We start from the raw sequence: 26435 nt of genomic DNA, 5'->3' as shown, positions 1-26435 counted from the left end.
CTCAGCGGGCGCCGGCGCCGGTCAGAGGCACGAAGGAGACCGGCAGGAGAACCTCGGTGCGGACCTTGCCCTCTCCGTCCTTCGTGACCAGCATCAGGTTCTGGGTCATGAATGGCGGGCCGACCGGGATCACCATCCGGCCGCCCGGCTTGAGCTGGTTGACCAGGGGCGGCGGGATATGGCTCGCCGCCGCGGTGACGACGATGCCGTCATATGGGCCATGCTCGGGCCAGCCGTAGTAGCCGTCGCCGTGACGCGTGACGACGTTGTCGTAGCCCAGCGCTCTCAGCCGCTCTGCCGCCCGTTCGGCCAGCGGTTCGACGATCTCGATCGTGTAGACGTGGCGGACCAGGGGAGAGAGCACGGCCGCCTGGTAGCCGGACCCGGTGCCGATCTCCAGAACGACGCCGTCCTTCCCGGGGTCCAGAAGGTCGGTCATGAGCGCGACGACAAAGGGTTGGGAGATCGTCTGCCCGTAGCCGATCGGCAGCGGACGGTTCTCATAGGCTTTGTCGCGGGACTCGTCGGGCACGAATTCGTGCCGGGGCACCTGGCGCATCACCGACAGGACGGGCGGGTCGATGCCCTCGGACCCCAACGGCCCCGTATCGCCCCTGGCGAGGTCGATGATCGTCTCGACCATCCGCTCCCGCGCCGCCGCATGGTCCATCGCGGACACCGCGGAGGGGAGCAGAGACAGCGCTGCGGCGAGCGATATCAGTCTCCGATCCATGACTGAACCCTCGTTGCCGCCAGTCCTTCGAGACGGTTCGTCGGCGGCCGATACTTCAGTCTAGATCAAATTGTCCCTGACGGAGATCGCGCCAACGGGGTCGTCAGCGAGCGCGTAGGTTGGTTCGCGGCACGCGAACCCAACAGTACCGATGCCCCGGAACGGTCGAATGTTGGGTTCGCGGTCGCGAACCCAACCTACGAACGGTCCGGGCCCGATGCTACGGCAGGTCGACGATCTCGACCCAGTTCGCACCCTGGCCGACGGGGGCACGGCCCACCGGCGTCAGGCCGCCGCCCGCTTTGTCGATCCGGTAGACCGACAGCCGGTCCGACTTCTCGCCCGACGCGACGAGATAGGTGCCGCTCGCATCGATCCTGATGCCGCGCGGCTGCGTCTCCGTGGGGGTGTTGCCGAGATAGGCGGGCTTCCCGGTGTCGGGGTCGATAGAGAGCAGGGCGATCCGGCTGGTCGTCCGCTCCGTGGCGTAGAGGAACCGGCCGTCGGGCGTGATCTGAAGGTCCGCGGCCCAGATCTTCGGCTTGTCGCCGGCCGGCGCCCCCGGCGGGGGGCCCGGCACCAGCCCGGCCTCCGGCGGCACCGTGCCGGTGCTGTCGAGCTCGGTCAGGGTGCCCTTGGCCTGGTCGACGGCGAACCGGATGACGTTGCCGGACAGTTCGCACAGCACGTAGAGGTATTTGCCGTCCGGCGAGAAGACCGGATGGCGCGGGCCGTTGCCGGCCGCCACCTTGACGGCCGGGGGGTTATCCGGCGTCAGCCGGCCGGTCGCGGCGTCGAACGCGAACTGGGCGATCTGGTCGCTGCCGAGATTGGTCGCGTAGACGAAGCGGTTCGTCCGGTCGGCGCGGATCGCATGGGCGTTCTTGCCGGTCGGGATCACCTGGCTCGCTTCGGACCGGACCAGCCCGTCCGCGTCGATCGGGCTCACCGCGACCTTGTCGCCGCCGTAGGAGGCCGTGAACAGGAAGCGGCCGGTGGCGTCGGTCGACACATAGGCCATGCTGTCGGGCAGCGGCGCGGCCGCCTCCTGCCGCAGCGAGCCGTTGGCCGGATCGATGGCATAGGTCAGGACCGTGAAGGGCTGCGACCGGACCACGGCGTAGAGATGCCGCTTGTCCGGGCTGACCGCCATCGGCATCACCTGCTTCCCGGCCCGGGTCTTGCCGAGCGGCGTCAGCGCGCCGGTCGCCTTGTCCATGGCATAGCCGTCGATATCCCCGTCCGCCGCGTTGGAGACATAGACGAAGGTGCCGGCGGCAGCCGGCGCCGGACCGAAGGCGGTGAGCGATGAGGCCAAGGCGAGCATTCCTGCCAGCATCCGCAATGAAGTGTGAGTGGCCAAGACGATTCTTCCTCCCCGAATGAGAGCGGGCGCGTCTCGGCGCCTCTCTCGGCCCGGAAGGGTCTTATGGTCGCCGATGGCCGTCCAAGCCGAAGCGGGTATCGATCGATGCGGTCTGCGCATCGATCCATGCGGGGGTGACGGGAGTGCCACGGCCGGGTCTCGATCGGCCCGGCCGCGCACCGCTTCGCTTTGACCTCCCGTCGGGGGGCGGGACCGGGCCTTCGGTAAGGGTGTGGCAACCCGATCCCGCCCTTGGGGAACCCGGCGGCCAGCGGGGTGGGGATGCTGACCATGCCGCAGGGTAACCCAAGGAAAATCCTAGAAAAGCCGGCGATGAGCGGGAAGATCGCCATCCGGAGGGGACGGACTCCGTCCTCCGGCGGACCGGCCCGCCTCCGGGGGCGGTGGGCCGGCCCCGCCGCCGGAGGCGGGCATCCCGGATCTCGGCCCGCCGCGCAAGGCTTCATCCTTTCTGATGTGCCGACGTCACCCGGCCTCGCGGGGCGATCCTGACGGTGGCGGCGCGGGCGCGCGGGCCGATCATCGCGGCCAGATACGGGCTGCCGCCGTATTTGGCTCGATAGGCTGCATCGATCCGGTCCTGGATCGGCCCGTCGACCGGCTCGAAGGTGACATCGCGGGTCATTCCGGCGGCGGCGATCCGCCCGGCCTTCTGCCGCAACGCCGCCCGGTACCAGCGCGAGGCCGTGCCGTTGTAGGCGCGGACATAGAGCCCGTCCTCGACCGCGACGGACCAGATCCAGGTCGGCGTGCCGGTGGTCCGCCCGTCCTCCCGGAACGGCGCGACGTGCAGGTCGTCGGCCGCGGTGATCCGGTGCAGCTCGTCTTTTGGCCATTCCATTGCCGAATCTCCCTTACCGGTCCAGGAGTTCGATCGTCGCCGTCCGCGGCCCGGGGCGGCTCAGCGCCTCGATGCCGGACTCGACCGTTCCCAGATGGATGAGCCCGCGCGAGTAGCCGAAATCGTGATGAAAGATCGCGAGATTCCCCCAGGGCGCGTAGTAGGCGATGTCTCCGACCGAGGGATCGGATCCCGCCGGCGCATCCTCCTCGGACAACCGTCTCGGCAGATCGGCGATCTTCCCGGTCGATGCGTAGTCCCGCAGCGTCACGGTCAATGGCAGCAGGGATGCGAAGTCTCTGGCCGTCGCGCTGTCCTCGAGCGTGGCGGTCAGGACCGTGTCGTCGATCCGGATGCCGATCTTCATGGTGCCTGTCCGTCGATGGGATGCCTGCACGGATCCGATCCTTCCCGGCACGGCCGTCGCCGGTGCCGCGACGGCTCCGGCGGCCGTGAGGGCAGCGATGCCGCCGGCGGCAGCGAGGACGCGCCTGCGGTTGATCATCGCCTCCCTCTGGTGCGGTCGTCGGTGTCGGGACCCGGACTCTAAGGGCGTGGTGTCTTCGCGATTAGCCGCTACAATCCGCATGGACCTATAAGCAGTGCCGATAAATGCAGCGTGGACACCTGGATGACCTGGCCGCCCTCGTCGCCGTCGCGCGGGAACGGAGCTTCACCAAGGCGGCGGCGAAGCTGGCCGTCTCGCAATCGGCGCTGAGCCAGACGATCCGCCAGCTCGAGACCCGGCTGGGCATCCGGCTGCTGACGCGCACGACGCGCAGCGTCGGGCTGACCGAGGCGGGCGAGCGCCTGCTGCGCACGGTCGCCCCGCGGCTGCAGGAGATCGAGGCCGAGCTGGCTTCGGTCAGTGAGCTCGGAGAAAAGCCGTCCGGCACCATCCGGATCACTGCCGGCGACCATGCGATCCGGTCGGTCCTGTGGCCGAAGCTGGAGCGGTTCCTGCCCCGCTATCCCGACATCCGGGTCGAGCTCGCCATCGACTACGGGCTGACCGACATCGTCGCGGAACGCTACGACGCCGGCGTGCGCTGGGGCGAGCAGGTGGCCCGGGACATGGTCGCGGTACGCATCGGGCCGGACATCCGCTTCGCCGTGGTCGGGACGGGGTCGTATTTCGCGCGGCGGCCGCCGCCGCAGACGCCGCAGGACCTGGTCGCGCACAGCTGCATCAATCTGCGCCTGCCGACCTATGGCGGGCTCTACGCCTGGGAGTTCGAACGGGACGGCCGCGAGATGAAGGTGCGGGTCGAAGGCCAGCTCGTCTTCAACGGCATCTTCCAGGTCCTCGACGCCGCTCTGGCCGGCTTCGGCCTGGCCTATGTGCCGGAGGACCTGGCGCGGCCCCATCTCGCCAGGGGCCGCCTCCGGCGGGTGCTGGAGGAGTGGTGCCCGCCCTGGTCGGGCTATCACCTGTACTATCCGAGCCGGCGCCAGACCTCCGCCGCCTTCGCCCTGCTGGTCGACGCGCTGCGCCACCGGGGCTGAGGCGGGGCCGCCAAGCCTTCCACCCTCACTTCGCCTTCGCACCGAGGATGATGGGGACGGCGTCGAGCAGCCTGCGGGACCGGATCATGGTCTCCGTGTCGGCCCGGAATTTCTGGAAGTGCGGGGTCTGCAGATGCGTCCGGTAGGCGGTCTCGTCGGAATAGACCTCGAAGACCCTGACCCGAGCCGGATCGTCCTTTTCGAACACGGCGTAGAGCGCCAGGACGCCCGGCTCCACGCGAACGGCGGTCTCGATCTCGTCCCTGATCGCGGCGCTGAATTCCTGCGCCCGGGCCGGGTCGATCTCCAGCTCCGCCAGGCGGATATACGGCTCCTGCACCTGGTCGGCGGAAGCGCCGCCCGGCGAGAGCGTGAGCAGCGAGGCGGCGATAACCGTCCTGGCGTTCATGGCGGGCCTGCTATTTCGGGCGCTTCTCGAACACGTCCTTCGCCACCGGCAGGGCCGAGAAGACGTTCGGCCAGCCGGCATAGAAGGCCAGCTGCGTCAGGGCTTCCGCGGCCTGCGGCTGGGTCAGGCCGTTGTCCATGGCCCGGTTCAGGTGATAGGGCATCTGGGCGACCTGGCCGGTGGCGACCAGGGCGCTGACCGTGACCAGGCTGCGGTCGCGCGGCGCCAGGTCTGGGCGCAGCCACAGGTCCCGGAACAGCACATCCGTGGTGTACTGCACGACCCCCGGGGCGACCGCGCCGAACTGCTCTCCGACGCGCGCCGCGCGCTGCGCCTCGGCCGCCTCGTCGAGCGGCAGGAGGGCCGGCGCGGCGGCGGGCAGCTGGTCGCTGCCGATCCCGCGCGCGGCGAAGACGTCCTGGGCGACGGTCGCCGCCGCCGTCGCGTTGCCCCAGCCGGAATAGAAGGCGAGGTGGGTGATGATCTCCGAGATCTCGCGGGGCGCCACGCCGCTGTCGAGAGCGAGGCCGAGATGGAACGGCAGCTCGACGGTCTGGTTGCGCGCGATCAGGGCGGCGAGGGTGACGATGCTCCGGTCCCGCGCCGACAGGTCCGGGCGCTTCCAGACCCCGCCCAGCAGCGTGTCCCGCGTGTATCTCTCCAGGGCGGGGGCGACCATGTGCGGATCCTTCTCCGATGGCTCCGCCTGCGCCGCCGAGGCGGTCGTCAGGCACAGGACGGCGATGACGGCGGCAAGAGGACTCATGACAGCCCTGTCGATCGTTGCGTCGAGCCGGAAGGCCGCCCGGCGTGTGCCGGGTTCGCCGTCTTCCGGTTATAGCGGGCGCCGCGGCACGCGATTAGCCGGGGGAATGCGCATGAGCCTATTAGACGGCCTTATGGATCCGCAGGCGTCGACGCCGGCACACGCCTTCCGGTGACGGGAGCGACACCGTAAGGTGATCGGACCTGCACCCGACCATCCGATCCGGAGGCTGCCGATGGCCGAGATCCTGTTGTTCCACCACGCCCAGGGGCTGACCCCCGGCGTGCATGCCTTCGCCGATGATCTGCGGGCCGCCGGGCACGTCGTGCACACGCCGGACCTGTTCGACGGGCGCACGTTCCGCAGCATCGACGAGGGCCTCGCCCATATCCGCACGATCGGGTTCGAGGAGATGCGGGAGCGTGGCGTCCGCGTCGCCGACGGCCTGCCGCCCGGGCTCGTCTATGCCGGATTCTCCTTCGGCGTCCTGCCGGCGCAGAAGCTGGCGCAGACACGGCCGGGGGCCCGCGGGGCCCTGCTGTTCCACTCCTGCCTGCCGATCAGCGGCGACTGGGCCTTCGGCCCCTGGCCGGACGGCGTCCCGGTCCAGATCCACGGCATGGACAACGACCCGATCTTCGTCGGCGAGGGCGACATCGACGCGGCCCGCGAGATCGTGGCGAAGGTCGAGGACGCGGAGCTGTTCCTGTATCCCGGCGACCAGCACTACTTCGCCGACAGCTCGCTTCCGTCCTACGACCCGGATGCGGCCGCGCTGCTCACCAAGCGGGTGCTCGCGTTCCTGGATCGCATCTGACGCTGTTCATTTCCCAGCCCGGCAACAGCGCAGGTCGGGTTCGCTGCAGGCGAACCCGACCTCGTGATCCTCACGGACGGCGCGTCCGGATCTGCAAGGCACGGGTCGGGGCGGCACTCCGCCCCGACCCGATGATGGTCACAGCACGAAATCGTCCGCCGTCAATGTGACCGCCCCTCCGGTGAGGCGGATCTGCGCATCGGCCTTTCCGTCGCCGTTCGCGTCGATGTAGACGGCGGTCTGGGTGATGCCGACGAGGATCCGGACTTCCCCGGCGGTGCCGCTGAACGCCGCCGTACCGATGAAGGTGCCGTGGCCGCCCGTGATGCCCGACACGTCGATCGTATCGCCCTGGCTCCGGGAGAAGTCGTTGATCCGGTCGAACGCGCCGACGGGGGTGTCCGCAACGGAGGAGAAGACGAAGGTATCCGCCCCGGCGCCGCCGGACAGGAGGTCGGCGCCGCCGCGGCCATTGAGGATGTCGGCGCCGTTCCAGCCGTACAGATAATTGGCGATGTGGTTGCCGGTGAGGGTGTCGTTCAAGGTGCTGCCGACGACGTTCTCGACGCTGCTGTAGGTGTCGCCGGCGGCATCCCCGGTGTTCACCGCGGGGTTGGCCAGGTTCACCGTCACGCCGGCGCTGGCATTGTCGTACAGCACGGTGTCGACGCCGGCACCGCCGATCAGGACGTCGGCCCCCGCGCCGCCGACGAGCCGGTCGTTGCCGGCGCCGCCATCGAGCCTGTCCGTGCCGCCGAGTCCGGACAGGAAATTGGCGCCGCCATTGCCGGTCAGGACGTCGTCGAAGTAGGAGCCGCGCAGCCATTCGATATTGGTGAGCGTGTCGCCCTCGGCATCGCCGCCGCTGGCGGTATGGGCGGCGAGGCTGACCTTCACTCCGGCGCCCGAGTAGACGTAGTCCGCCATGTCCTGGCTGCCGGCGCCGCCGTCCAGGATGTCGGCCCCGCCGTTGCCGGCAAGATTGTCGTTGCCGGCGCCGCCGATCAGGGTGTTGGCGCCGGAATCGCCGCCCAGGTAATCGTTATGGGCCGATCCGGTGAGATTCTCGATGCTGTTCAGGACGTCGCCCTTGGCGTCGCCACCCCTGGCGGTGCCCCTCGCCAGATTGACGAAGACGGCTTCGCAGGAGTCCTGGTAATCGGCGGTGTCGCGGCCGTTGCCGCCGTTCAGCGTGTCGGCCCCGGCACCACCGCGCAGCTTGTCGTTGCCGTTGTCGCCGTTCAGGACGTCGTCGCCGCAGAAGCCGATGAGGAAATCGGCCACGCAGGACCCGGAGATCGTGTCGTTCTCCGAGAACAGGTCGGCGAGGATCTTCAGCTCGTTGCCGCCGGTGACCAGTCCGGCGAGGTCGCCCAGCGCCTCGGAGAAGCCGGTGATGCTGAAGACCGGCGTGTTGCCGGGTCGCGAGTAGGTGAGGCTGTCGACATAGCCGGTGAAGTCGGATGGCGGGTTGTAGCCCAGGCCGCTGCCCGTGACGTGGAGAAGGCCGCCGTCATTGAAGCAGACGTCGATCGTGGTCGCCGTGATGGCGGGGTCGCCAGCGAATCCTGAAGTCGCGATCTGGCCGATCGAGCCGAAATGAATACCGTTGCCGTTGATGCCGGTGCCGTTCAGCACTGAAAAGACAGCCACTGCAATGCCTCCAAAACGCCAATCTGGAATTGGTTCGATTTCATAAAAATAAATGAAATCTTTGATCGAGATTTGAGTAATTCGGTATGAGAGGGCTCGTACGAAAGGACAGCGGTCCCCATACCCCTTCCCCGGAGGGGGAATGTCCCAGGCCGATGGACCCCGGCGACCGGATGAGGGCCCGGCGTGTCGTGAACTGCTCGTGGCGTCGAGAGAGCTGGAAAATCCCGCGCTCACCCGTTGCGGGCCATGGCCTTCACGGACGGCGGGCGCGGATATGCAGGAAGAGCGGCAGGCGCTGCCACCGACGGCCGGCTTCCGCGACGATCGCATGGTCCGGAACGCTCGGCTCGCGCAGCGCCTCGACCAGGAATCCGGCTTCCTCGAGCGCCAGGAAATAGGCCTCGAGAGGCCGGTGCCGGCTGTGAAACGTCATCGTCAAGCCGTCCCGCTCGACCGCGTCCGAGTACTGGAAGGGGCGAAGATAGTCCCCCTCGATGACGAAGGGCGCGTCGGCGGTCCGGCGTTCGAAACGGCCGGCCGAATTGATGGGATGGACGATCGCCAGGCACAGTTTCCCGCCGGGTTCGAGGATCCGCGCGATCTCCCGGACCGCGGCGGGCATCGCGTCGATGTCGTGGAGCGACATGAAGGCGACCGCGAGGTCGGCGCTGGCGTCCTCCAGCGGAAGCGCGGCCGCATCGGCCCGCCGGACATCCATCGACGGATCCGCCTCGCGGGCCGCGGCGACGAGGGTGGGGGATGCGTCGATGCCGACGACCCGGTGCCCGAGCCGCTTCAGATCCCGCGTCAGACGGCCTTCGCCGCAGCCGATGTCCACCGTCCGCCGGCCGGGCGGTGGCAGAAGCCGGAGGAAGTGGTCGCGGTGGTGTCGCCAATAGCTGTCGTGGCCGGGCTGCCGGGCCCATCGGATCCATTGCTGGGCCTGGGCTTCCCAGCTGTCGGCGAGATCCATGGGGCCATCCTCCCGTTTTGGCGCTCTCGGAGAGCTTCGGTCAGCGCGGAGGGCCACTGTAGCTCACCCCGGAAACAGATTCCGCGCCATGAAATCCACGAACACCCGCAGCTTGGGCGCGGGATGGCGGCTCTGCGGCCACAGCAGGCGGAACACGCCCTCGTGCTCGGTGTGATCGGCCAGCACCACCGCCAGCCGGCCCTCCCGGATCTGCCGGCGGATGGCGAAGTCCGGCAGGCAGGCGATGCCCAGCCCCGCCTCGGCCATGGCGATCAGCGGCTCGATCGTGTTCGCCACCGCCGTGCTCGGCAGCGCCACCTCGCGGCGAAGCGGCCAGGGCTCCAGCTTGCCGCTGGTGGCGAAGCGGTGCTGCAGGCAGGCGTGGCCTGCCAGCTCCTCCGGCGCCCGCGGCACGCCCCGGCGCTCGAGATAGCCGGGCGACGCCACGAGCTGCAGCCGGAAGATCCCCAGGAACCGGCTCATCAGCCGGGAATCGCTGACCTCGCCCGCGCGCACCACCGCGTCGAAGCCCTCCTCGATCACCTCGACCAGCCGGTCGCTGAAGTCGAGATCCAGCTCGATCTCGGGATAGGCCTGCATGAAGGCGTTGAGGGTCGGCATCATCAGCATGCCCGCGAGAGGCAGGCTGATTCGCAGCCGGCCGCGCGGCGCGCCCCGGCTCTGCGCCAGCTCCATCTCCGCGGTCTCGATCTCGCTGAAGATCCGCCGGCAGCGTTCCAGGAACAGCGCGCCTTCCGGCGTCAGCGTCACCGAGCGGGTGGAGCGGTGGAACAGCCGCACGCCCAGCCGGTCCTCCAGCCGCGCCACCGCCTTGCCGATGGCGGAGGCGGAGACGCCGAGCTGCCGCCCCGCCGCGGTGAAGCTGCGCGCATCCGCCGCCCGGACGAAGGCGTGGAGCGCGCCGAGGCTGTCGGTGTGCCGCAGGGTCATTCCGGACATCCGTGTCGCAAGTGTCCGGAACTATAGCCCAGTTCTCCGGAATGTCCGGCGAACTCATCTTGACGGCGAACAGTCTCACCGAAGGAGGCCGCCATGCCCCAGGACATCGCCACGCCGCAGCATCACGACCGGTTCCCGTACTCCGCCATCGTCGACCGCCCGCCCTTGCGCTGGCCGAACGGCGCCCGGGTGGCGGTCTGGGTGATCCCGAACATCGAGCATTTCCTGTTCGACCGGCCGTCCAGCGCGATCAACCCGCACACCGCCGGCCTGGTCCCCGACGTGCTGAACTATTCCTGGCGCGACTACGGCGTCCGCGTCGGCATCTGGCGGCTGATGGAGGTGATGGAGAAGCACGGCTTCAAGGGCACGGTGGCGCTCAACTCCGATGTCGTCCGGCACTATCCGCGCATCATCGAGGCCGGGCGGGCGCTCGGCTGGGAGTGGATGGGCCATGGCGTCACCAACTCGACGCTGATCCACGCCCAGCCGGAGGAAGAGGAGCGGGAGATCATCCGCAGCGTGGTCGACACCATCGGCCAGGCCACCGGTGCGCGGCCGCGCGGCTGGCTCAGCCCGGCCCTGACGGAATCGCACCGGACGCTCGACCTGCTGGCCGAGGCCGGCATCGGCTACGTCGCCAACTGGGTGAACGACGAACAGCCCTATCCGATGCGGGTGAAGTCCGGCTCGATGCTGTCGCTGCCCTATTCGATCGAGATCAACGACTTCAACGCCTTCCTCTTCCAGGGCCAGACGGGCGAGCAGTTCGCGCAGACGATCCGCGACCAGTTCGATGTCCTCTACGAGGATGGCGCCACGACCGGCAGGGTGATGGGCATCGCCCTGCACCCGTTCCTGATCGGCCATCCGCACCGGGCGAAGCATTTCGCCGGGGCGCTGGCCCACATCGCCTCGCACCGCGACGTCTGGCTCGCCACCGGCGGCGAGATCGCGGACTGGTACAGGCAGGCCTACGCGACGGCCTGATCGGTCCCGGTCCAGCGCTGCGGCGTCGGCGGCAGGTCCTCCTCCGCCAGCGCCCTGACGGCGCTGGGGGCCAGGGCGTGCAGCGCGGTGCGCCGCCGCGTCGCCAGGACGATGGCGGCGCCCGCCGCCGCCCCCAGGGTCATCCAGTGCGGCTCCATCCGCAGGCTGGCGAAGGCGACATGCGTGGCGGAGGCGGCGACGGGGACCAGCAGGTTGGCGGCCTCTTCCGGCCTGGGCAGCAGCATGCCGAAGCGCATGCCATAGGGCTTGGGCACCTTCTTGAACATCATGCCTTCCCGGACGGCGTGCTTGCCGTCGGGGGTCGCCGTCCACTGGATCGGCTTGCAGTCCAGCGGATAGCGGGCCAGCCCGATATCCGCCGCATCCGTCCGGCCGTTCAGGACGTCGTGCTCGGTCAGGAGATCGCAGCCGGCGAGGCGGCGCCCCTCGCGGACATACAGCGCCGGCGGCCAGCCCGCCGTGTCCTGGTACTCGTCGCGGCAGAAGCCGAATTCGGAGAAGAAGCGCCGCGTCTCCTCCGGCACGCTCTCGTCGTGGCGGATGAAGTGCAGGATCTTCGCCGTGTATTCCCGGTACCGGTAGGCGATCCTGCGCCTGCCGTCCGGGCCGGCGTTCAGCCAGTCCATGTCCGCCAGCGGCAGGTTGATCGGCGCCGCGTGGCCGGAGTTCATGTCGTATTTGCCGCCCTTCAGCTGGGCCAGGTTGAAGAACACCGAATTGAAGGTGGTGCCGTGGACGATGGAAACGCTGCCCGCGCCCTTCTTCCGGGCCGACAAGGTCAGCCGCCGGAACAGCTCCATCTCCCGGCCGTCGTAGCTGTCCGGTTCGGGGATGGGGATCCGATTGTCGGGGCTGCGCGTCAGCGTCAGGCGATAGCAGAAGGACTGCAGCCGTGAATCGGCCTGGCCCGGCTTCATCCCGTCGGGCGGCGTCAGGAAGGGCAGCAGCTTTCCTTGGTCGTCCCGGGCCGGGGTCGGCTCGTCGAGCGGGGGCGGCAGCATCGAGCCCAAGGGACGCCGCCCGGCGAGCGATTCCGCATGGGCGTCGCTGCCCTCGCGACCGATGGCGTGGGACACCTCGGCCAGGGGCAGCAGGTCGCCTTCATAGGTCGCGTCGATCCAGAAATCGGCACCGACCCGGCCGCCATCCTCCAGCGTCGCGTGACCCAGGGCGGGGCCGGTCTTGGCGACCGACGAGATCCGGGCCCCGGTCCTGGTCTCGACATCCGCCTCGGCCAGCAGGCCCCGCAGGATCCGGCCCAGGACATGCGGCTCGGCCCGGAACTCAAGGTCCGGGCTGCTATAGGCGGCGCCGGCCCGCTTGAACACCTCCCGGGCGGCGCCGCGCAGGCCGGACCCGTTGCCGATCAGGTCGGTCGCGTTCAGTCCGCTCGTCATCAGCCCGCCCAGATGCGACGTCTGCTCCAGCAGCAGGACGCGCAGCCCCAGCTTCCCCATCAGGCTGGCGGCGACGATCCCCGCCGGGGTCGCGCCGTAGACGACGGCATCGTAATGTCGCAAAGCCAATCTCCATGACTATGGATCGGCTGCGACAAGGCCGATCCCGGGCGTGCCATCCCTGTCGGTCGATCGGAGCGGGTCGCTCGGCATCGGCTCCACGCGCATGCCGACCGGCGCTCCACCGGATCGTCCGGATCGGATGACGGGCGGACCGGCATGCTGCCGCGCAGCACCGTCGACCCCGTCATCGGGTATGGGACTAGCTGGTCCGGATCTCCCCCACAGCAGATCTTTTCGAACGGCGGCGACGTCCGGGCCCCTCGCCATCGCACCCCTGCCGAGGCGCCCGGATGGATCGTCACTGGGACGATCTTCCGGCAAGTCTGCCCCGCGCGCAACGCCGTTCCGCTGCGTTCCGTTTATTCCGATAATAGGTATTATCTCTCATAATCTGGCGCCTGCGCTTCCCGGCGAGGCGGGCGTCCTGCCGCATCGCCGGATGCGCATCTGCGCTCCCTCGGCGGTTTGCTCAAGGGGCCCAGCCGGCGAGCGAGCTGAGGGGAAGCAGGCGGAAGGATCAGTCGATCGTGGCGAACTCGATCTGGCTCAGGCGGACGGTATCGCCGATGACGTCGATCGTCCGGATCCGCCCTTCCGCGATGTCCATCGCCAGCGCGTATCGCAGGCGGCCGCCCTGTGCGGCCGCAATTCCGGGCGCCCCGTTGACCAGCATCACCGTTGCGGACCGGGCGCGCGCTGCGAAAGCCAGAGCGCCCCTCGCAACCGCCATGGGCCCGCGCGCCTCCACCGGCCTGCGTCCGGGAGACGCGGATGCGTCGACGCGGATCACGACATTCGGGTCGAGCAGCGCCACGACCGCATCCATATTGCCGGCACGAACCGCGTCCAGAAACTCGGCGGCAACTCGCCGCCTTCCGCTCAGTTCGGCAGCCCCGATCGCGGAGCGGCCTCGCACCTGGCGGCGCGCCCGGCTCGCCAGCTGTCGCGCCGTCGCCGTGGTGCGCCCGAGGATCGGAGCGATCTCGCGGAAGGGGATGTCGAACACGTCGTACAGGACGAACTCTACTCGTTCGGGAGGGGTGAGCTTGTCCAGCAAGATCGCCAGGGCGAGGCCGACCGCATCGGCGACCAGCTCTTCCTGTTCGAAATCCGCGATGTCATTCGCGGCAGCCGACCGGTCCGCCAGCGCCGCGAGCGTCTCCTCGCGCGTCCTTCGGGCGCGCAGCATGTCGAGGCAGATCCGCGCCACCACGGTGGTGAGCCATCCGCTCAGATTGTCGATGCCTCCGGTATCGGAGCGGCTGAGGCGCAGCCATGCTTCCTGCACGGCGTCATCCGCCTCCGTCGAGGAGCCGAGCAGGCGATAGGCGACCTCACGCAGCCGCCTGCGATCGGCTTCGAACCGCTCCGCCAGCCATTGGTCCCGGGCCATACGTCACATCTTGCCATCGTCGTCCGTCATTCTGTTGACGGACATGGCGAGGCCGACGTGACAGCCGGCGGCCCCGCTGGAAGGAGGCGTCACATGCAATCGGCCAGTCCTTTGATCCTCGTCTTCACCGGCCTGCTCGGAACCTGGTTCGGCGCGGCCGTCTTCTACGTCCTCATCATCGGCCCCGCCGCCGCGCAGGCAGGCCCGTCAGCCGTCGGATTCCTGCTGACGCTGGCGCGGCGCCGCGGCGCCGGTCCCTTCTACGCGGTGCTGGCGTTCCTGACGGTCATCACCGGCGTTTCGATGCTCCTGGTGGAAGGGATGTACAGATTGGCAAGTTCGAGCGATCTGTGGGGGAGCCTCAGCGTCGGCCTGACGGCCCTCGCGCTCGTGCTCGGTGCGTCGGCCAACCGGATCGCCGAGAGGAAGTGGATCGATGCGGTCAAAACGGCCGAGGGGGCCTGCAGCAGCGGCGCCTGAGGCGGAGGTGTCCGCGGCGCTGTCCCGCGCCGAAAGGACGAATGCCGTGACCACGACGGTGCTCGGGCTCGCGCTCGTCTGCGCGATCATCGGTCGAATGGCGGCATAGCGAAATGGCCTGCCATCCGAAGCTGCAGGGTGGCGTCCCCGGAGAGATTCGAACTCCCGACCCGCTGCTTAGGACGCAGCCGCTCTATCCTGCTGAGCTACGGGGACCCGGGCGCCCTTATAGCAAGCCGGCGGGGGCGATGACACCCCCGCCGTGATGCCGCGCGAATATCCGCCCGTTCAGTCCTCGACGAAGCTGCGCTGGAAGGCGTGGACCAGCGGGTCGACGGCGTATTGCAGGGCGGTGCGGGTGCCGGTCTGGATCGAGGCCTCGGCCGGCATGCCCGCGGAAAGATTGATCTGCGGCGCCACCTGCTTCAGCAGCGTCGGGTCGACCTCGACCTTGGCCAGGAAGTAGGAGCGCTTGGTCTGCTCGTCCTGGGTGCTGTCGGCCGCGACGTAGATCACCTTGCCGTCGATCCGCGGCATGTTGCGCTGGTGATAGGCGGTGAAGCGCACCAGCGCCGACTGGCCCTCGCGCACCGTGTCGATGTCGTGCGGCTGCACCTGCACGTCGATCACCAGCCGATCGTTCTTCGGCACCAGCTCCAGGATCGGGGCGCCGGGCTGAATCACGCCGCCGAGCGTGTGGTACTTCAGGTTCACCACCACGCCGTCGACCGGCGCCACGATGCGGGTGCGGCCGACCACGTCGCCGGCGGAGCGCATCTTCTCCTCCAACTGCGCCAGCTCCTTCTGGGTGGTGGCACGCTCCTCCGCGATCTTGTCGCGGAAGTCGCTGTCCAGCGCCAGCATCCGCATCTGGCTCTCGCCGATGATCTGCTCGGCCTTGGCGATGGCGGACACGTCGGAGGCCTTCTCGCCGGCGATCCGCGCCTGGCCGCGCTGCAGCTCCAGGAGGCGGGTCTTGCGCTCCAGCCCCTTGGCCACCAGCGGCGCGACGCCGTTGATCTCTTCCTGGATCAGGGCCAACTGGGTGTCGCCGGCGACGATCTGGGCGCGCAGCCCCTCGATGTCGGCGCGGCTCTGGGCGATGCGCTGCTCCAGCACCGATTTCTGGCCCAGGATCGATTCCCGGCGCGACTTGAACTGCTCCTGCTGCGCCCGCACCAGGGCCGCGGCCACCGGGTTGGCCGCCGCATCGTCCAGCACCTCCTGCGGCAGGGTGATCGATGCCGCGCCGGATTGCTCGGCATCCAGCCGGGCCAGCGCCGTGATGTCGGCCAGGCGCTGCATGCGCACCGAATCATAGGCCGCCAAGTCGCGCGTGTCGTCCAGCACCAGCAGGGTGTCGCCGGCCTTGACCTCGGCGCCGTCCTTGACCAGCAGCTCGCGGATGATGCCGCCCTCGAGATGCTGCACCGTGCGGCGGTTGCCTTCCGGGCTGACCACACCGTTGGCGATCGCGGCGCTGGCCAGCGGCGCCACCGCGGCCCAGGCGCCGAAGCCGAAGATGAAGACGCCAATGACGGCGCCGCCGATCAGGCTCAGGCGGTTCAGGGCGCGGGCGTTCCGCCGCAGCACCGTCGCCGTTTCATCCGGCGGAGCGGGCAGGCGAGGGCTGCTGCGGACGGCCGGCGGCTGTGGCTGTCCAGGCTCCTGAGGGATAAGCGACATTTTCCGAACTTCCCTTTGGCGCCGGCGCGGTCTCGGCGGCGCGTGGTCCAGCGATGCGGGCCAGCACCTCGGCCCGCGGTCCCAGCAAGGCGATCTCGCCGTCGCGCATCACCAGCAGGCGGTCGGCGTCGGCGAGGATCTGCGGACGGTGCGCGACCAGGACCACGGTCGTGCCCCGGGCCTTCAGCCCGGCGATCGTGGCCATCAGCGCCGCCTCGCCATCCGCGTCGAGGTTGGAGTTGGGCTCGTCCAGCACCACCAGCTTGGGCTGGCCGAACACGGCGCGGGCCAGGCCGACGCGCTGGCGCTGGCCGCCGGACAGCGGCACCCCGCCATCCCCGATCGGCGTGTCGTAGCCCTGCGGCAGCCGCACGATCATGTCGTGCACGCCGGCCAGCTGCGCCGCCGCCACCACCGCGTCGGAATCGACCTCGCCCATGCGGGCGATGTTCTCGGCGACGGTGCCGGGGAACACGTCGACCGCCTGCGGCAGATAGCCGATATGGGGCCCCAGCGTCTCCGGCGACCACTGCGCCAAGTCGGCCCCGTCCAGGCGGACCGCGCCGTCACTCGCCGGGTAGATGCCGACCAGCAGGCGGCACAGCGTGCTCTTGCCCGAGGCCGAGGGGCCGACCACGCCCAGCACCTCGCCGGCCGCGATCTCGAAGCTGACCCGCTTGATGATCGGCGTCCGGTTCTGCGGCGCCAGGAACACCAGCTTGTCGATCTGCACCTTGCCGCTCGGCGGCGGCAGGGTCAGCCCGTCGCGGCGCTTCGGCAGGGCGGTCAGGATCTTCTCGATCGAGTCATAGGCCTGGCGGGCGCTGATGAACTGGCGCCAGGAGCTGATCGCCTGCTCGACCGGGGCCAGCGCGCGGGACAGCAGCATCGACCCGGCGATCATGCCGCCCGAGGTCAGCTCGCCATGCAGCAGCAGATAGGCGCCGACGCCCATCACCAGGCTCTGCACGAAGATGCGGACGAATTTCGAGGCGCCGCTGATGATCGACGACAGGTCGGCGCCGTGCTCCTGCCCCTGCAGCGCCGCTTCCTGGTCGCGGCGCCAGCGGGCCAGCAGCGCCGGCAGCATGCCCATGGCGCGCACCGTCTCGGCGCTGCGGATCGCGCCCTCCGCCTGGCGCTGGGCGGTGACCTGCAGCTTGTTGGCCTCGGTGGTCGGGCCGCGCAGCATCTTCTCGTTCGCCAGCGCCAGGCCGAACAGGACGATGGCGGAGACCAGCGCCGTCACCCCGAGCGCCCAGTGCAGCAGGAACATGACGATGATGAAGACCGGCGCCCAGGGCGCGTCGAACAGCGGGCCGATCGCCGGGCCGCCGATGAAGGCGCGGATCTGCCCCAGGTCGCGCAGCGCCTGGCCGCCCACCGGGGCGCCCAGCACCGCGCCGTTCACCCCGGTCTCGACCAGCGTGCCGGCCAGCTGGCGCTCGAACCGGGTGCCGATCCGGGCGAGGAGGGCGGAGCGCAGCCCGTCGAGCCAGCCGAGGATGATGAAGGCGAAGCAGGCGACGAGGGTCAGGAACACCAGCGTCTCGACATGCGCGCTGCCCAGAACCCGGTCGAAGATCTGGTAAGAATAGATCGGCGAGACCATGACCAGCAGGTTGGTGGCGAAGCTGAACGCCCCTGCCACCAGGAACCAGGGCCTGACCGACTGCAGGGCCCGGCGGGCGGCGCTCGGCGGTGTCGATTCGGTCTTCGCCATAATCTTTGTCCCCTTATCGGCCCACCGGGCCTGCCGCCCCGGCCGACATCCTTATACATTATACTGGTCAGGAAGCAGACCGCTCCGCTACCGGAAAGCGAGCTGAATCCCCTTTTGGACCCGTAATTGATTAATTCATTCCGAGCTTTGTAATTGTGTCACAGGGAACACCGATTGTCGCGACAGATTCCGCGCTTCGCTTGGCAAAATCCTGACTTTTTCGCGACCGATCCCTTCGCCCTTGGCGGCCGGCCGGCGGGGGGTTAGGATGGTTCCTGCATGGAACAAAGAAGCAACATCGACTCCCTGGCCCGGCTGCAGACAGCGCAGGTCACGCGCGGCGTCCGCCGCTGGTTCGCCGCCGCCGGCCAGGCCAGCCTGCCGGAGTTCGGGCTGCCCGACGGCCGCCGCGCCGACATCTTCGCGGTCGACGGGGCGGGCGGCATCACCGTGGTCGAGGTCAAGGTCTCGATCGCCGATTTTCGCGGCGACCGGAAATGGCCGAACTACGCCGCCTATTGCGACCGCTTCTGCTTCGCCGTGCCGGAGGATTTCCCGCAGGAGCTGATCGGCCCGGATTGCGGCCTGATCGTCGCCGACGGCTTCGACGCCGTGCTGCTGCGCCCGCCGCCGGAGCACCGCCTGCCGCCGCCGCGGCGCAAGGCGCTGGTGCTGGACTTCGCCCGGGTCGCGGCCCAGCGTCTGCACCTGCTGGAGGATGAGGGCGCGCTGGTCGGCTGGCGCGGCACCGGCGCGATCTGAGGCTGCTAGGCGCGCGCCCTTCGCGGCGGGGCCGTGCTGGCGCGCGGCAGCGGCTGGTTCGGCAGCACCGTCCTGAGCGGGACATCGGCGTCGCCGTCCAGCAGCGTCAGCAGGATCTCCGCCGCCTTGGCCCCGAGGGCCGCCGTCGGCTGCCGGATCGTGCTCAGCGGCGGCTCGCAGAAGGTGCCGACCGGGGCGCCGTCGAAGCCGAGGACGGACAGGTCCCCGGGCACGGCCACGCCCTGCGCCCGGACCGTGCCCATGAAGGCGATCGCGGCGTCGTCCCAGCAGGCGACCGCCGCCGTCGGCCGCCGCTTCAGCGCCAGCCAGGCCCGGGCGGCCTCGACGCCGCTCCGGAAGCCGGTCTGGAACGAAGGGGCGCCGTTGTGGCGGATCACCGCGCGGCTGGGCAGGCCGGCGGCTGCCAGCGCGTCCACCAGGCCGCCGGACCGCTCGGCCTCGTGATAGTTGCCGGCCGGCCCGGCGACGTAGAAGAACGACCGGTGGCCCAGTCCGATCAGCTGCAGCACCGCATCGCGCATCGCCTCGCGGTCGTCGGCGACCACGCTCGGGATGCCCTCCGCGCTGCGGTCGTTCAACACCGACACGAGCGGGACGCCGGCGCCGGCGAGCGACCGCCGTCCGTGGGACGGCAGCTCTGTCGATCCCAGCACGATCGCGCCGCGGACGATGCCGCCGACCGCCAGGTCGGGAATGTGCTTCTCCGCTGCCGCAACACGACTGCGGCTGGCGATGATGAGGTTGAAGCCGGCGTCCGAGAGGGTGGCGGCGGCGCTCTGCAGCACCTCGGACATGATCTGCGAGGCATCGTTGGCGATCGCCGGCTGCGACAGCACGGCCATGACGATGTCGGAGGTGCCGATACGCAGGCTCCGGGCGGCGGCGTTGGGAACATAGCCGAGCTGCTCGACCGCGGCGATGATCCGGCGGCGGGTCTTCTCGTTGACCCGGCCGGGATTGGCCAGGGCGCGGCTGACCGTCGACGTCGCAACGCCGGCCAGCCGCGCCACGTCGCGCATGAGCGGGCCGAACGTCCTGCCGTCCCTGGGGCACCTTCCCATGGTCCTGCCTAGGCTTTCTCATTTTGCCGCCTCTCATGCCGGCCGGCGGCGATGCGCCGTCGCGAGCACGGTTGTCGGCCAATGCGGTCGGTCGAAAGCCCCCCATTAGCCTTGCGAAAAGGCGTTGCAAAGAGCGGTAACGTTGCCACTATTTGGCAAACGATTGCCAGATCCGCTGGAAGATCGTCGCTCGCGCGCCGGCATCGGATGGCGCCTCATCGCACCTCCCGCGCGATGAGGCATTTGTTGTTGCTGAGCAGTAAAAAGTGGAAAGACGGCCATTCCTGGATGCAGCATGTCGCGATATCTTCATTTTCTGTTTCGCGAAATAATATGACCTAAATAAAGAAATCTTCTTGTTTTTGAAAACGCTCCGATCTTTGATTCATATTGATTGCAATTTGTCTTAAAGTAGCAAATCAAGACTCAATAGATTCTTCTAGCGCTTTTTCCAGAATCGGATTTTTCTTGCTACGGCGTGAGCAAAACTCAATCGAGAGGGATCGCCATGGCGAATATCAACGGTACGGCGGGGAACGACGGTCTCGACACTCTCACCGGCACGGCCAGCGCCGACACCATCAACGGCCTAGCCGGCAATGACATCATGGAGGGCTTGGCGGGCGCCGACGTGCTGAACGGCGGCGACGGCATCGACGCCATCAGCTACGGCAACTCGAACGCGGCCGTCGTGATCAACCTGGCCACCGGCGCTGCGTCGGGCGGGCACGCCGCGGGCGACAGCTTCACCGGCATCGAGAACGTTGTCGGCAGCCAGTACAACGACACGCTCACCGGCGATGCCGGGGCGAACTGGTTGCACGGCAGCCCGGGCAACGACACCCTGAACGGCGGCGCCGGCGACGACATCCTGTCGGGGGGCAGCGGCGCCGGGACCGGCGCGACCTACGGCGCCGACGTCCTGAACGGCGGCGATGGGAACGATACCGTCGACTACAGCCGCGAAGGGCAGCAGGCCGCGGTCAGCGTCAACCTGGCGACCGGCGCCAAGGGCGGCGTGGCCGCGGACGACACCTACGCCAGCATCGAGAACGTCACCGGCACCACCTTCGACGACAGCCTGATCGGCGACGCCGGCGCCAACGTCCTCAACGGCCATGACGGCGATGACGGGCTGCGCGGCGGCGCCGGGGCCGACAGCCTGATCGGCGGCGCCGGCAACGACACCGCGGGCTACGGCGACTCGGTGGCCGGGGTCACGGTCGATCTCACCACCGGCACCGGTACCGGCGGCGACGCCGAAGGCGACACGTTGACCGGGATCGAGAACCTGAACGGGTCCAACCTGGCCGACGACATCCTGACCGGCAACACCGGCGCCAATATCCTGAACGGTCAGGCCGGCAACGACACGCTCCGTGGCGGCGCGGGCGCCGACACCCTCAATGGCGGCGACGGGGTCGACTTCGCCAGCTACGAGGGCTCTGCCGCCGCGGTCATCATCGACTTGGCCGCCGCCGTCGCCTCGGGCGGCGACGCCGAGGGCGACACGTTGACCGCGATCGAGAATCTGCGCGGTTCGAGCCACGACGACCGCCTGGCCGGCGCCGCCGGTGCCAACACCCTGGACGGCGGGGACGGCGACGATTCCCTGCAGGGCGGGGCCGGCGCCGATTCCCTCGTCGGCGGCAACGGCAGCGACACGGCCAACTACTCCGGCGAGTCCGTTGCGGTCACGGTGAATCTGGCGACCAACACCGCCAGCGGCGGCAACGCGGCGGGCGACACCTTCGACAGCATCGAGAATCTCGAAGGCACCCTGAACGGCGACCAGCTGACCGGCGACGATGGGGCGAACTACATCCACGGCCATCAGGGCGACGACGTCATCAACGGCGGCGGCGGCGACGACATCCTGTCGGGTGGCAGCGGCCAGGGTCAGAACGGCGGCGGAGCCAACGGCAACGACGTGATCAATGGCGGCGACGGCAACGACACCGTCGACTACAGCCGCGAGGGGCAGGTCGCCGCCGTGACCGTCAACCTGGCGATCGGCACCGTCGGCGGCGTGGGCGTCGGCGACACGCTGACCAGCATCGAGAACGCCACCGGCACCACCTTCAACGACAGCCTGATCGGCAGCGACGGCGCCAACGTCCTCGACGGCCATGACGGCGACGACGGGCTGCGCGGCGGCGCCGGCACCGACAGCCTGATCGGCGGTGCCGGCACCGACACGGCGGGCTATGGGGATTCGGCGGCCGGGGTGATGGTCGACCTCACCGCCGGCACCGGCGCCGGGGGCGACGCCGAGGGCGACACGCTGGCAACGATCGAGAACGTGAACGGCTCCGCCTTCAACGACACCCTGATCGGCGCGGCGGGGGCCAATGTGCTGGCCGGCGGCGCCGGCGACGATACGCTCCGCGGCGGCGCGGGTGCCGACACGCTGAACGGCGCCGACGGCTCGGACTTCGCCAGCTACGAAGGCTCGGCCGCGGCGGTCACGGTCAATCTGCAGGCCGGCACGGCGTCGGGCGGCGACGCCCAGGGCGACACGCTGACCGCCATCGAGAACCTCATCGGCTCCGGCAATGCGGACCAGCTCACCGGCAGCGCCGCCGACAACATCCTCCGCGGCGGGGCCGGGACCGACACCATCAATGGCGGCGGCGGCAACGACTCCGTCGATGCCGGCAGCGAGAACGACGTCGTCTCCGGCGGAGCCGGCATCGACTCGCTGTGGGGCGGCGCCGGCGACGACGAGATCGACGGCGGCGACGGCAATGACAGCCTCCAGGGCGCGGCCGGGGCCGATGCCATCACCGGCGGCGCCGGTATCGACACCGCCTCCTACACCGCCAGCCGGGCCGGGGTGACGGTCGACCTCGCCACCGGCACCGGCATCGGCGGCGATGCCGAAGGCGACACCCTGACCGGGGTCGAGAACCTGGTCGGGTCCAACGCGAACGACACCCTGTCCGGCAATGGCGGCAACAACGGGCTCTGGGGCGGTGCGGGCGACGACGTGCTCACCGGCGGGGCGGGGGCCGACACGCTGAAGGGCGGGGCCGGCAACGACAGCTTCGTCTACGCCGCGATCGGCGACAGCACCGTGGCCGCCTCGGGCAAGGACGTGATCGCCGACTTCACGACGGGCGACCGGATCGACCTGTCCGGCATCGACGCCGACAGCAACACCGGCAACGGCGACACCGCCTTCGCCTTCGGCACCGGCAACTTCACCGCCGCCGCCGGGCAGGTGCGGGTGGTCGATTTCGGCGACGGCCGCCAGGGCGTCTATCTCGAGGTCAACGGCGACAAGACGCCGGATGCGATCATCACCGTTTATTCCGACCACGCCCTGACCGCGGCGGATTTCGTGCTGTAGCCTCGCTTCGGACCGGGCGCTGTCGCAAGCGCCCGGTCGTTTTCACTGTGACGTCAGGGCGCTCGCGGCCGCCGGCGAGGTTGTTCACGCAGCCTGAGGGCCCTTGGCGACGAAAACAGTGTCGGACGGGTCGAGCCCAGCGGCGTCCAGCATTGCTCCATAGATCCGCCAGGCGACATCGGGCGAAACCCCGCCGGCACGGGCGCCGGCGGCGAGCATCTGGCTGTTCGGCTTCCGGGGAGCCCGCCTCGGTACGGCGTGCTTCTTGTCCTCGGGCCGTTGCGGCCCGTCCTGCGGAAACTGGATGGACACGTCGTACATGATTCAGTCTGGGATATTTCATATTATTTTATGCAATATTTTGAACTCTGCTCCTGATGTCAATGCTGACTGTCCGTTTCAGGATCGGTGATGCCGATGCGGGCCTGAGCGCAGCGAGAACGACATCATCTCAGGCGAGGCCGACGACGACATCTTCGCCTATTCGGACGTGGCGCAGAGCACGGTCCCCTATTCGGGCCTTCGGGGCCTAATGCCGGCGCCGGCGCGGAGGTGCGGACGTCGCGTCCGCGGGCGGCCGCCAGGGGCGTCTATCTCGACGCCAATGGCGACAGACGGCGGATGCGATCATCACCGTCTATTCCGACCACGCCCCGACCGCGGCGGATTTCGTGCTGTAGGGCGGTCAAGGGGGCCGGGCGCCCGGTCATGTTGCGCTGAGATGGCCTGGTCTGATCTGTCAGAAATTTGACGGTCTCAATTCCTTGTATCATGACAATTCAGTTACCAATGTTCTTTCATTTCTAATAAGAAAATATAATTCCATAGGACAGTGGATAACAAAAGTCTTGCTCAATGCACAAATTTTGGTACTGAATCGCATTGATAGGCGATTTGTCCTGCCTGTTGCGACAATTTTACTAAATCATCCACCGGCGAGTCTTTCTGCTCGCGACACACGCATTCGGCGCCGGCGGAACGCGATGCACCCACGCGACATCTTGGAGGGAAGGCGGCAATGGCGATAGTCAACGGCACCGCGGGCAACGACCAGCTCTACGGCAATGATGGCGAAGCCGATACCGTGAACGGCCTGGGCGGCGACGACCAGCTGCAGGGCGGCGGCGGCAACGACACTCTGAATGGCGGCGATGGGAACGATCTCCTCACCGGCGAGGCAGGTGCCGACAGGCTTGTCGGCGGCGCCGGCAGCGATACCGCCGACTGGTTCCGCCAGAACGGGCTCTCCGCGGGGGTCACCGTTAATCTGGCGACCGGCGCCACCGGCGGCGCGGCCGCGGGCGACACGCTGAGCGGAATCGAGAATCTCAGAGGCGGCGCCTTCAACGACACGCTGACCGGCGATGCCGGGGCGAACACTCTCACCGGCGCAGACGGGAATGACACCCTGGCTGGCGGGACGGCAACGACACTCTCACGGGTGGAGCCGGCGCGGACCGCCTGAACGGTGGTGCCGGGATCGACACGGCCAACTACAGCCAGGAGACCTCGCGGATCTCGATCAATCTGCAGAACAATCAGATCGGCGGCGCAGCCACGGGCGACACGCTGACGAATATCGAGAATTTGGGCGGTACGTCTTTCAACGACTATATCGCCGGCAATGACAGTGCGAATGTGCTGAGAGGCTTCGGCGGCGCCGATCAACTCCGCGGCGGGGCCGGCGCGGATACTCTGGATGGCGGCGACGGCAACGACGACTTGTACGACACCGCCGGCGGCGACCGTCTGTTCGGCGGCAACGGCAACGATCTCCTGCAGGGTGGCGTGGGCGCGGATGTGCTGAACGGCGGTGCGGGAACCGATACCGCGGCCTATGGGGCCTCGGCGGCCGGCGTCACGGTCGATCTCGCCGCCGGCACCGCCTCGGGCGGTGACGCCGAGGGCGACACGCTGACCGGGATCGAGAACCTGACCGGGTCCGCCCAGGCCGACCGCTTCTACGGCAGCGCGGGCGCGAACACCCTCAGCGGCGGCGCCGGCAATGATTATCTTCAGGGCGGCGCGGGCGCCGACGCGCTCAACGGCGGCGCCGGGGTGGATTGGATCGATTATTGGGACTCGTCCGTCGGCGTCTCGGTCAACCTCGGGACCGGCAGGGGCAGCGGCGGCCAGGCCCAGGGGGACACCATCACCGGCGTCGAGAATATCGCCGGCTCCAATATCAATGACACCCTGGTCGGCGATGCCGGTGTGAACCGGCTCAACGGCCGCGCTGGCGCCGACAACCTCAACGGCGGTGCCGGCGACGACCAACTCGTCGGTGGCGCCGGGGCCGATGTCCTAACCGGCGGCGCCGGCTACGACAGCGCCCTCTACGACAACGCCTCCGCCGGCGTGACGGCGAGCCTGGCCAGCCCCTCGGCCAACACCGGCGACGCCGCCGGCGATACCTACAGCGGCATCGAGCACCTCATCGGCAGCCAGTTCGCGGACACCCTGACCGGCAACGGTGCCTCCAACTACCTGTACGGCTGGGGCGGCGACGATGTGCTCAACGGCGCCGGCGGCGCCGATGTGCTGCGCGGTGGTGCGGGCGCGGACACCTTCGTCTTCGCCTCCGCCACGAGTTCCGCCGCCAGCGCACCCGACCGGATCAACGACTTTTCGCAGAGCCAGGGCGACACGATCGACCTGTCGGGCATCACGGGCGGCAGCGGCAGCTTCATCGGCACGGCGGAATTCAGCGGCGCCGCCGGCGAGGTCCGCTTCGTCCTGGGCACCACCCAGACCTCCGTCTATGTCGATGCCGACGGCGACGGAACGGCCGACGCGCAGATCCGCCTCATGACGGCGGTCACGCTGACGGCGGACGATTTCGTCCTGTAACTCCTGTCGGCCCGGGCGTCTCATGCGCCCGGGCCGTCATTTCCGCCGCGCCATGTGAAGCCGAATTCGGCGGGCCAACCGCGGGTGGTTAATTTCGGCGACGGCCGCCAGGCGTTTACCTCAAACGCCGGCTGCGACAAGAGCCCGGACTCGATCATCACCGTCTATTCCGACCACGCCCTGACCGCGTCGGATTTCGTGCTGTAGCGGTCCCTAGAGCACTTTCCGATCTTCAGGAATCGTGGGGGATTCCCGAAGGCTGGGAATTCTGATTCAAGATGCAGGCTGGTGAGGGAGGCCAGCTTGCATGACGCGACCTCTTTCGATGGACATCCGGGACCGGCTGGTTCGGGCGGTGGACGGCGGCATGACGCGGCGCTCTGCGGCCAAGCGCTTCGGGGTTGCCGCCTCGACGGCGATCAAGTGGGTTGAGCAGTGGCAGCGTACCGGCGCGGTGGCGCCGCGACCGCGGGGCGGTGATCATCGCTCGCAGCGGCTCGAGGCCCATGCCGAGGAGATCCTGGGGCT

24 protein-coding genes, 1 tRNA gene and 1 pseudogene are annotated in these 26435 nt (G+C 68.9%); 10 read left to right on the top strand and 16 right to left on the bottom strand.

Going from position 1 to position 26435, the window contains the following annotated elements:
* Window position 1: 1 nt before the first annotated feature.
* From G537_RS0122510 to G537_RS0122495, 4 genes are all read right to left on the bottom strand, one after another.
* A complete protein-coding gene (locus G537_RS0122510; protein ID WP_026872038.1) occupies window positions 2-733 on the bottom strand; it encodes a protein-L-isoaspartate(D-aspartate) O-methyltransferase in 732 nt (243 codons plus the stop codon).
* A gap of 220 nt (window positions 734-953) precedes the next feature.
* Window positions 954-2051, bottom strand: a complete 1098-nt coding sequence (locus tag G537_RS0122505; RefSeq protein ID WP_211230468.1) for a lactonase family protein — start codon at window positions 2049-2051, stop codon at window positions 954-956.
* Window positions 2052-2562: 511 nt separating this feature from the next.
* Window positions 2563-2961 (bottom strand): DUF2255 family protein, encoded by a 399-nt coding sequence (locus G537_RS0122500; protein WP_026872036.1) that lies wholly within the window; start codon window positions 2959-2961, stop codon window positions 2563-2565.
* A 13-nt stretch (window positions 2962-2974) separates the two neighbouring features.
* Window positions 2975-3466 carry a cyclophilin-like fold protein gene (locus G537_RS0122495; protein WP_026872035.1) on the bottom strand — a complete coding sequence of 164 codons (492 nt, stop codon included), beginning with the start codon at window positions 3464-3466 and terminating at the stop codon, window positions 2975-2977.
* 107 nt (window positions 3467-3573) lie between these two features.
* On the opposite strand from G537_RS0122495, the gene G537_RS0122490 reads away from it, so the two are divergent.
* Window positions 3574-4467 (top strand): LysR family transcriptional regulator, encoded by an 894-nt coding sequence (locus G537_RS0122490; protein ID WP_026872034.1) that lies wholly within the window; start codon window positions 3574-3576, stop codon window positions 4465-4467.
* A 25-nt stretch (window positions 4468-4492) separates the two neighbouring features.
* On the opposite strand, the gene G537_RS0122485 is transcribed toward G537_RS0122490, so the two are convergent.
* Window positions 4493-4876: a putative quinol monooxygenase gene (locus tag G537_RS0122485; protein ID WP_026872033.1), complete on the bottom strand. Its 384-nt coding sequence runs from the start codon at window positions 4874-4876 to the stop codon at window positions 4493-4495.
* A 10-nt stretch (window positions 4877-4886) separates the two neighbouring features.
* The gene (locus G537_RS0122480) at window positions 4887-5642 is read right to left on the bottom strand and encodes a carboxymuconolactone decarboxylase family protein (RefSeq protein WP_026872032.1); all 756 of its coding nucleotides are present in this window, start codon (window positions 5640-5642) and stop codon (window positions 4887-4889) included.
* A 235-nt stretch (window positions 5643-5877) separates the two neighbouring features.
* On the opposite strand from G537_RS0122480, the gene G537_RS0122475 reads away from it, so the two are divergent.
* On the top strand, window positions 5878-6459 hold the full coding sequence (locus tag G537_RS0122475; protein WP_026872031.1) for a dienelactone hydrolase family protein: 582 nt from the start codon (window positions 5878-5880) through the stop codon (window positions 6457-6459).
* Window positions 6460-6597: 138 nt separating this feature from the next.
* Here G537_RS0122475 and G537_RS45450 read toward each other — a convergent pair whose 3' ends face one another.
* The 3 genes from G537_RS45450 to G537_RS0122460 all read right to left on the bottom strand — a co-directional run bounded on the left by G537_RS45450 (window position 6598) and on the right by G537_RS0122460 (window position 10039).
* Window positions 6598-8112: a calcium-binding protein gene (locus tag G537_RS45450; RefSeq protein ID WP_162146138.1), complete on the bottom strand. Its 1515-nt coding sequence runs from the start codon at window positions 8110-8112 to the stop codon at window positions 6598-6600.
* Window positions 8113-8368: 256 nt separating this feature from the next.
* On the bottom strand, window positions 8369-9088 hold the full coding sequence (locus G537_RS0122465) for a class I SAM-dependent methyltransferase (protein ID WP_026872030.1): 720 nt from the start codon (window positions 9086-9088) through the stop codon (window positions 8369-8371).
* A 63-nt stretch (window positions 9089-9151) separates the two neighbouring features.
* Window positions 9152-10039, bottom strand: coding sequence for a LysR family transcriptional regulator (locus G537_RS0122460; protein ID WP_051248886.1), 888 nt, complete (start codon window positions 10037-10039; stop codon window positions 9152-9154).
* A 102-nt stretch (window positions 10040-10141) separates the two neighbouring features.
* Here G537_RS0122460 and G537_RS0122455 point away from each other — a divergent pair, with 102 nt between their 5' ends.
* Window positions 10142-11038: a polysaccharide deacetylase family protein gene (locus G537_RS0122455; protein WP_034852669.1), complete on the top strand. Its 897-nt coding sequence runs from the start codon at window positions 10142-10144 to the stop codon at window positions 11036-11038.
* On the opposite strand, the gene G537_RS0122450 is transcribed toward G537_RS0122455, so the two are convergent.
* Window positions 11023-12579, bottom strand: a complete 1557-nt coding sequence (locus tag G537_RS0122450) for an FAD-dependent oxidoreductase (RefSeq protein WP_026872027.1) — start codon at window positions 12577-12579, stop codon at window positions 11023-11025. The two genes, G537_RS0122455 and G537_RS0122450, sit on opposite strands and share 16 nt — an antisense overlap.
* A gap of 517 nt (window positions 12580-13096) precedes the next feature.
* Complete coding sequence (locus G537_RS0122445) at window positions 13097-13972, bottom strand: sigma-70 family RNA polymerase sigma factor (RefSeq protein ID WP_026872026.1); 876 nt, start codon at window positions 13970-13972, stop codon at window positions 13097-13099.
* Window positions 13973-14065: 93 nt separating this feature from the next.
* Between G537_RS0122445 and G537_RS0122440 the strand changes: the two genes are divergently transcribed.
* Entirely contained in the window at window positions 14066-14452 is a 387-nt protein-coding gene (locus G537_RS0122440; RefSeq protein WP_026872025.1) for a hypothetical protein, read from the top strand.
* 139 nt (window positions 14453-14591) lie between these two features.
* On the opposite strand, the gene G537_RS0122435 is transcribed toward G537_RS0122440, so the two are convergent.
* From G537_RS0122435 to G537_RS39320, 3 genes are all read right to left on the bottom strand, one after another.
* A tRNA-Arg gene (locus G537_RS0122435) sits at window positions 14592-14668 on the bottom strand.
* A 72-nt stretch (window positions 14669-14740) separates the two neighbouring features.
* The gene (locus G537_RS0122430) at window positions 14741-16045 is read right to left on the bottom strand and encodes an HlyD family type I secretion periplasmic adaptor subunit (protein WP_051248884.1); all 1305 of its coding nucleotides are present in this window, start codon (window positions 16043-16045) and stop codon (window positions 14741-14743) included.
* 10 nt (window positions 16046-16055) lie between these two features.
* Window positions 16056-17861, bottom strand: coding sequence for a type I secretion system permease/ATPase (locus tag G537_RS39320; RefSeq protein WP_051248882.1), 1806 nt, complete (start codon window positions 17859-17861; stop codon window positions 16056-16058).
* Between the two features lie 279 nt (window positions 17862-18140).
* On the opposite strand from G537_RS39320, the gene G537_RS0122420 reads away from it, so the two are divergent.
* The gene (locus tag G537_RS0122420) at window positions 18141-18623 is read left to right on the top strand and encodes an MmcB family DNA repair protein (protein ID WP_051248879.1); all 483 of its coding nucleotides are present in this window, start codon (window positions 18141-18143) and stop codon (window positions 18621-18623) included.
* 5 nt (window positions 18624-18628) lie between these two features.
* Here the strand turns inward: G537_RS0122420 and G537_RS0122415 are convergent, their stop codons facing one another.
* Window positions 18629-19663, bottom strand: coding sequence for a LacI family DNA-binding transcriptional regulator (locus G537_RS0122415; protein WP_026872022.1), 1035 nt, complete (start codon window positions 19661-19663; stop codon window positions 18629-18631).
* Window positions 19664-20213: 550 nt separating this feature from the next.
* On the opposite strand from G537_RS0122415, the gene G537_RS39315 reads away from it, so the two are divergent.
* Window positions 20214-23057, top strand: a complete 2844-nt coding sequence (locus G537_RS39315) for a beta strand repeat-containing protein (protein WP_051248877.1) — start codon at window positions 20214-20216, stop codon at window positions 23055-23057.
* Window positions 23058-23141: 84 nt separating this feature from the next.
* On the opposite strand, the gene G537_RS0122405 is transcribed toward G537_RS39315, so the two are convergent.
* Window positions 23142-23378, bottom strand: coding sequence for a hypothetical protein (locus tag G537_RS0122405; protein WP_026872021.1), 237 nt, complete (start codon window positions 23376-23378; stop codon window positions 23142-23144).
* A gap of 697 nt (window positions 23379-24075) precedes the next feature.
* Here G537_RS0122405 and G537_RS45445 point away from each other — a divergent pair.
* The 4 genes and pseudogenes from G537_RS45445 to G537_RS0122385 form a co-directional block, all read left to right on the top strand.
* A pseudogene (locus G537_RS45445) lies at window positions 24076-24456 on the top strand (calcium-binding protein); the annotation flags it as partial.
* A 188-nt stretch (window positions 24457-24644) separates the two neighbouring features.
* Window positions 24645-25907 (top strand): calcium-binding protein, encoded by a 1263-nt coding sequence (locus G537_RS39310; RefSeq protein WP_051248875.1) that lies wholly within the window; start codon window positions 24645-24647, stop codon window positions 25905-25907.
* Between the two features lie 84 nt (window positions 25908-25991).
* On the top strand, window positions 25992-26114 hold the full coding sequence (locus tag G537_RS45440; protein ID WP_281171500.1) for a hypothetical protein: 123 nt from the start codon (window positions 25992-25994) through the stop codon (window positions 26112-26114).
* A gap of 100 nt (window positions 26115-26214) precedes the next feature.
* Window positions 26215-26435, top strand: a 221-nt coding sequence (locus G537_RS0122385; protein ID WP_026872099.1) for a helix-turn-helix domain-containing protein, incomplete at its 3' end; no start/stop codon positions are given.

Origin of the sequence: Inquilinus limosus DSM 16000 (assembly GCF_000423185.1) — a bacterium.
Taxonomy (GTDB): Bacteria; Pseudomonadota; Alphaproteobacteria; order DSM-16000; family Inquilinaceae; genus Inquilinus; species Inquilinus limosus.
The sequence above is the reverse complement of the archived record's forward strand: the minus strand, read 5'-3'. Positions and strand labels throughout refer to the sequence as shown.

Coding starts and splice junctions, on each gene's coding strand:
- G537_RS0122500 (WP_026872036.1), bottom strand. CDS start 2,961: ATGGAATGGCCAAAAGACGAGCTGCACCGGATCACCGCGGCCGACGAC.
- G537_RS0122495 (WP_026872035.1), bottom strand. CDS start 3,466: ATGATCAACCGCAGGCGCGTCCTCGCTGCCGCCGGCGGCATCGCTGCC.
- G537_RS0122415 (WP_026872022.1), bottom strand. CDS start 19,663: ATGCGCGACGTGGCGCGGCTGGCCGGCGTTGCGACGTCGACGGTCAGC.
- G537_RS0122460 (WP_051248886.1), bottom strand. CDS start 10,039: ATGACCCTGCGGCACACCGACAGCCTCGGCGCGCTCCACGCCTTCGTC.
- G537_RS0122455 (WP_034852669.1), top strand. CDS start 10,142: ATGCCCCAGGACATCGCCACGCCGCAGCATCACGACCGGTTCCCGTAC.
- G537_RS39320 (WP_051248882.1), bottom strand. CDS start 17,861: ATGGCGAAGACCGAATCGACACCGCCGAGCGCCGCCCGCCGGGCCCTG.
- G537_RS0122475 (WP_026872031.1), top strand. CDS start 5,878: ATGGCCGAGATCCTGTTGTTCCACCACGCCCAGGGGCTGACCCCCGGC.
- G537_RS0122440 (WP_026872025.1), top strand. CDS start 14,066: ATGCAATCGGCCAGTCCTTTGATCCTCGTCTTCACCGGCCTGCTCGGA.
- G537_RS0122420 (WP_051248879.1), top strand. CDS start 18,141: ATGGAACAAAGAAGCAACATCGACTCCCTGGCCCGGCTGCAGACAGCG.
- G537_RS0122510 (WP_026872038.1), bottom strand. CDS start 733: ATGGATCGGAGACTGATATCGCTCGCCGCAGCGCTGTCTCTGCTCCCC.
- G537_RS0122445 (WP_026872026.1), bottom strand. CDS start 13,972: ATGGCCCGGGACCAATGGCTGGCGGAGCGGTTCGAAGCCGATCGCAGG.
- G537_RS0122465 (WP_026872030.1), bottom strand. CDS start 9,088: ATGGATCTCGCCGACAGCTGGGAAGCCCAGGCCCAGCAATGGATCCGA.
- G537_RS39315 (WP_051248877.1), top strand. CDS start 20,214: ATGGCGAATATCAACGGTACGGCGGGGAACGACGGTCTCGACACTCTC.
- G537_RS0122480 (WP_026872032.1), bottom strand. CDS start 5,642: ATGAGTCCTCTTGCCGCCGTCATCGCCGTCCTGTGCCTGACGACCGCC.
- G537_RS0122485 (WP_026872033.1), bottom strand. CDS start 4,876: ATGAACGCCAGGACGGTTATCGCCGCCTCGCTGCTCACGCTCTCGCCG.
- G537_RS0122405 (WP_026872021.1), bottom strand. CDS start 23,378: ATGTACGACGTGTCCATCCAGTTTCCGCAGGACGGGCCGCAACGGCCC.
- G537_RS0122490 (WP_026872034.1), top strand. CDS start 3,574: ATGCAGCGTGGACACCTGGATGACCTGGCCGCCCTCGTCGCCGTCGCG.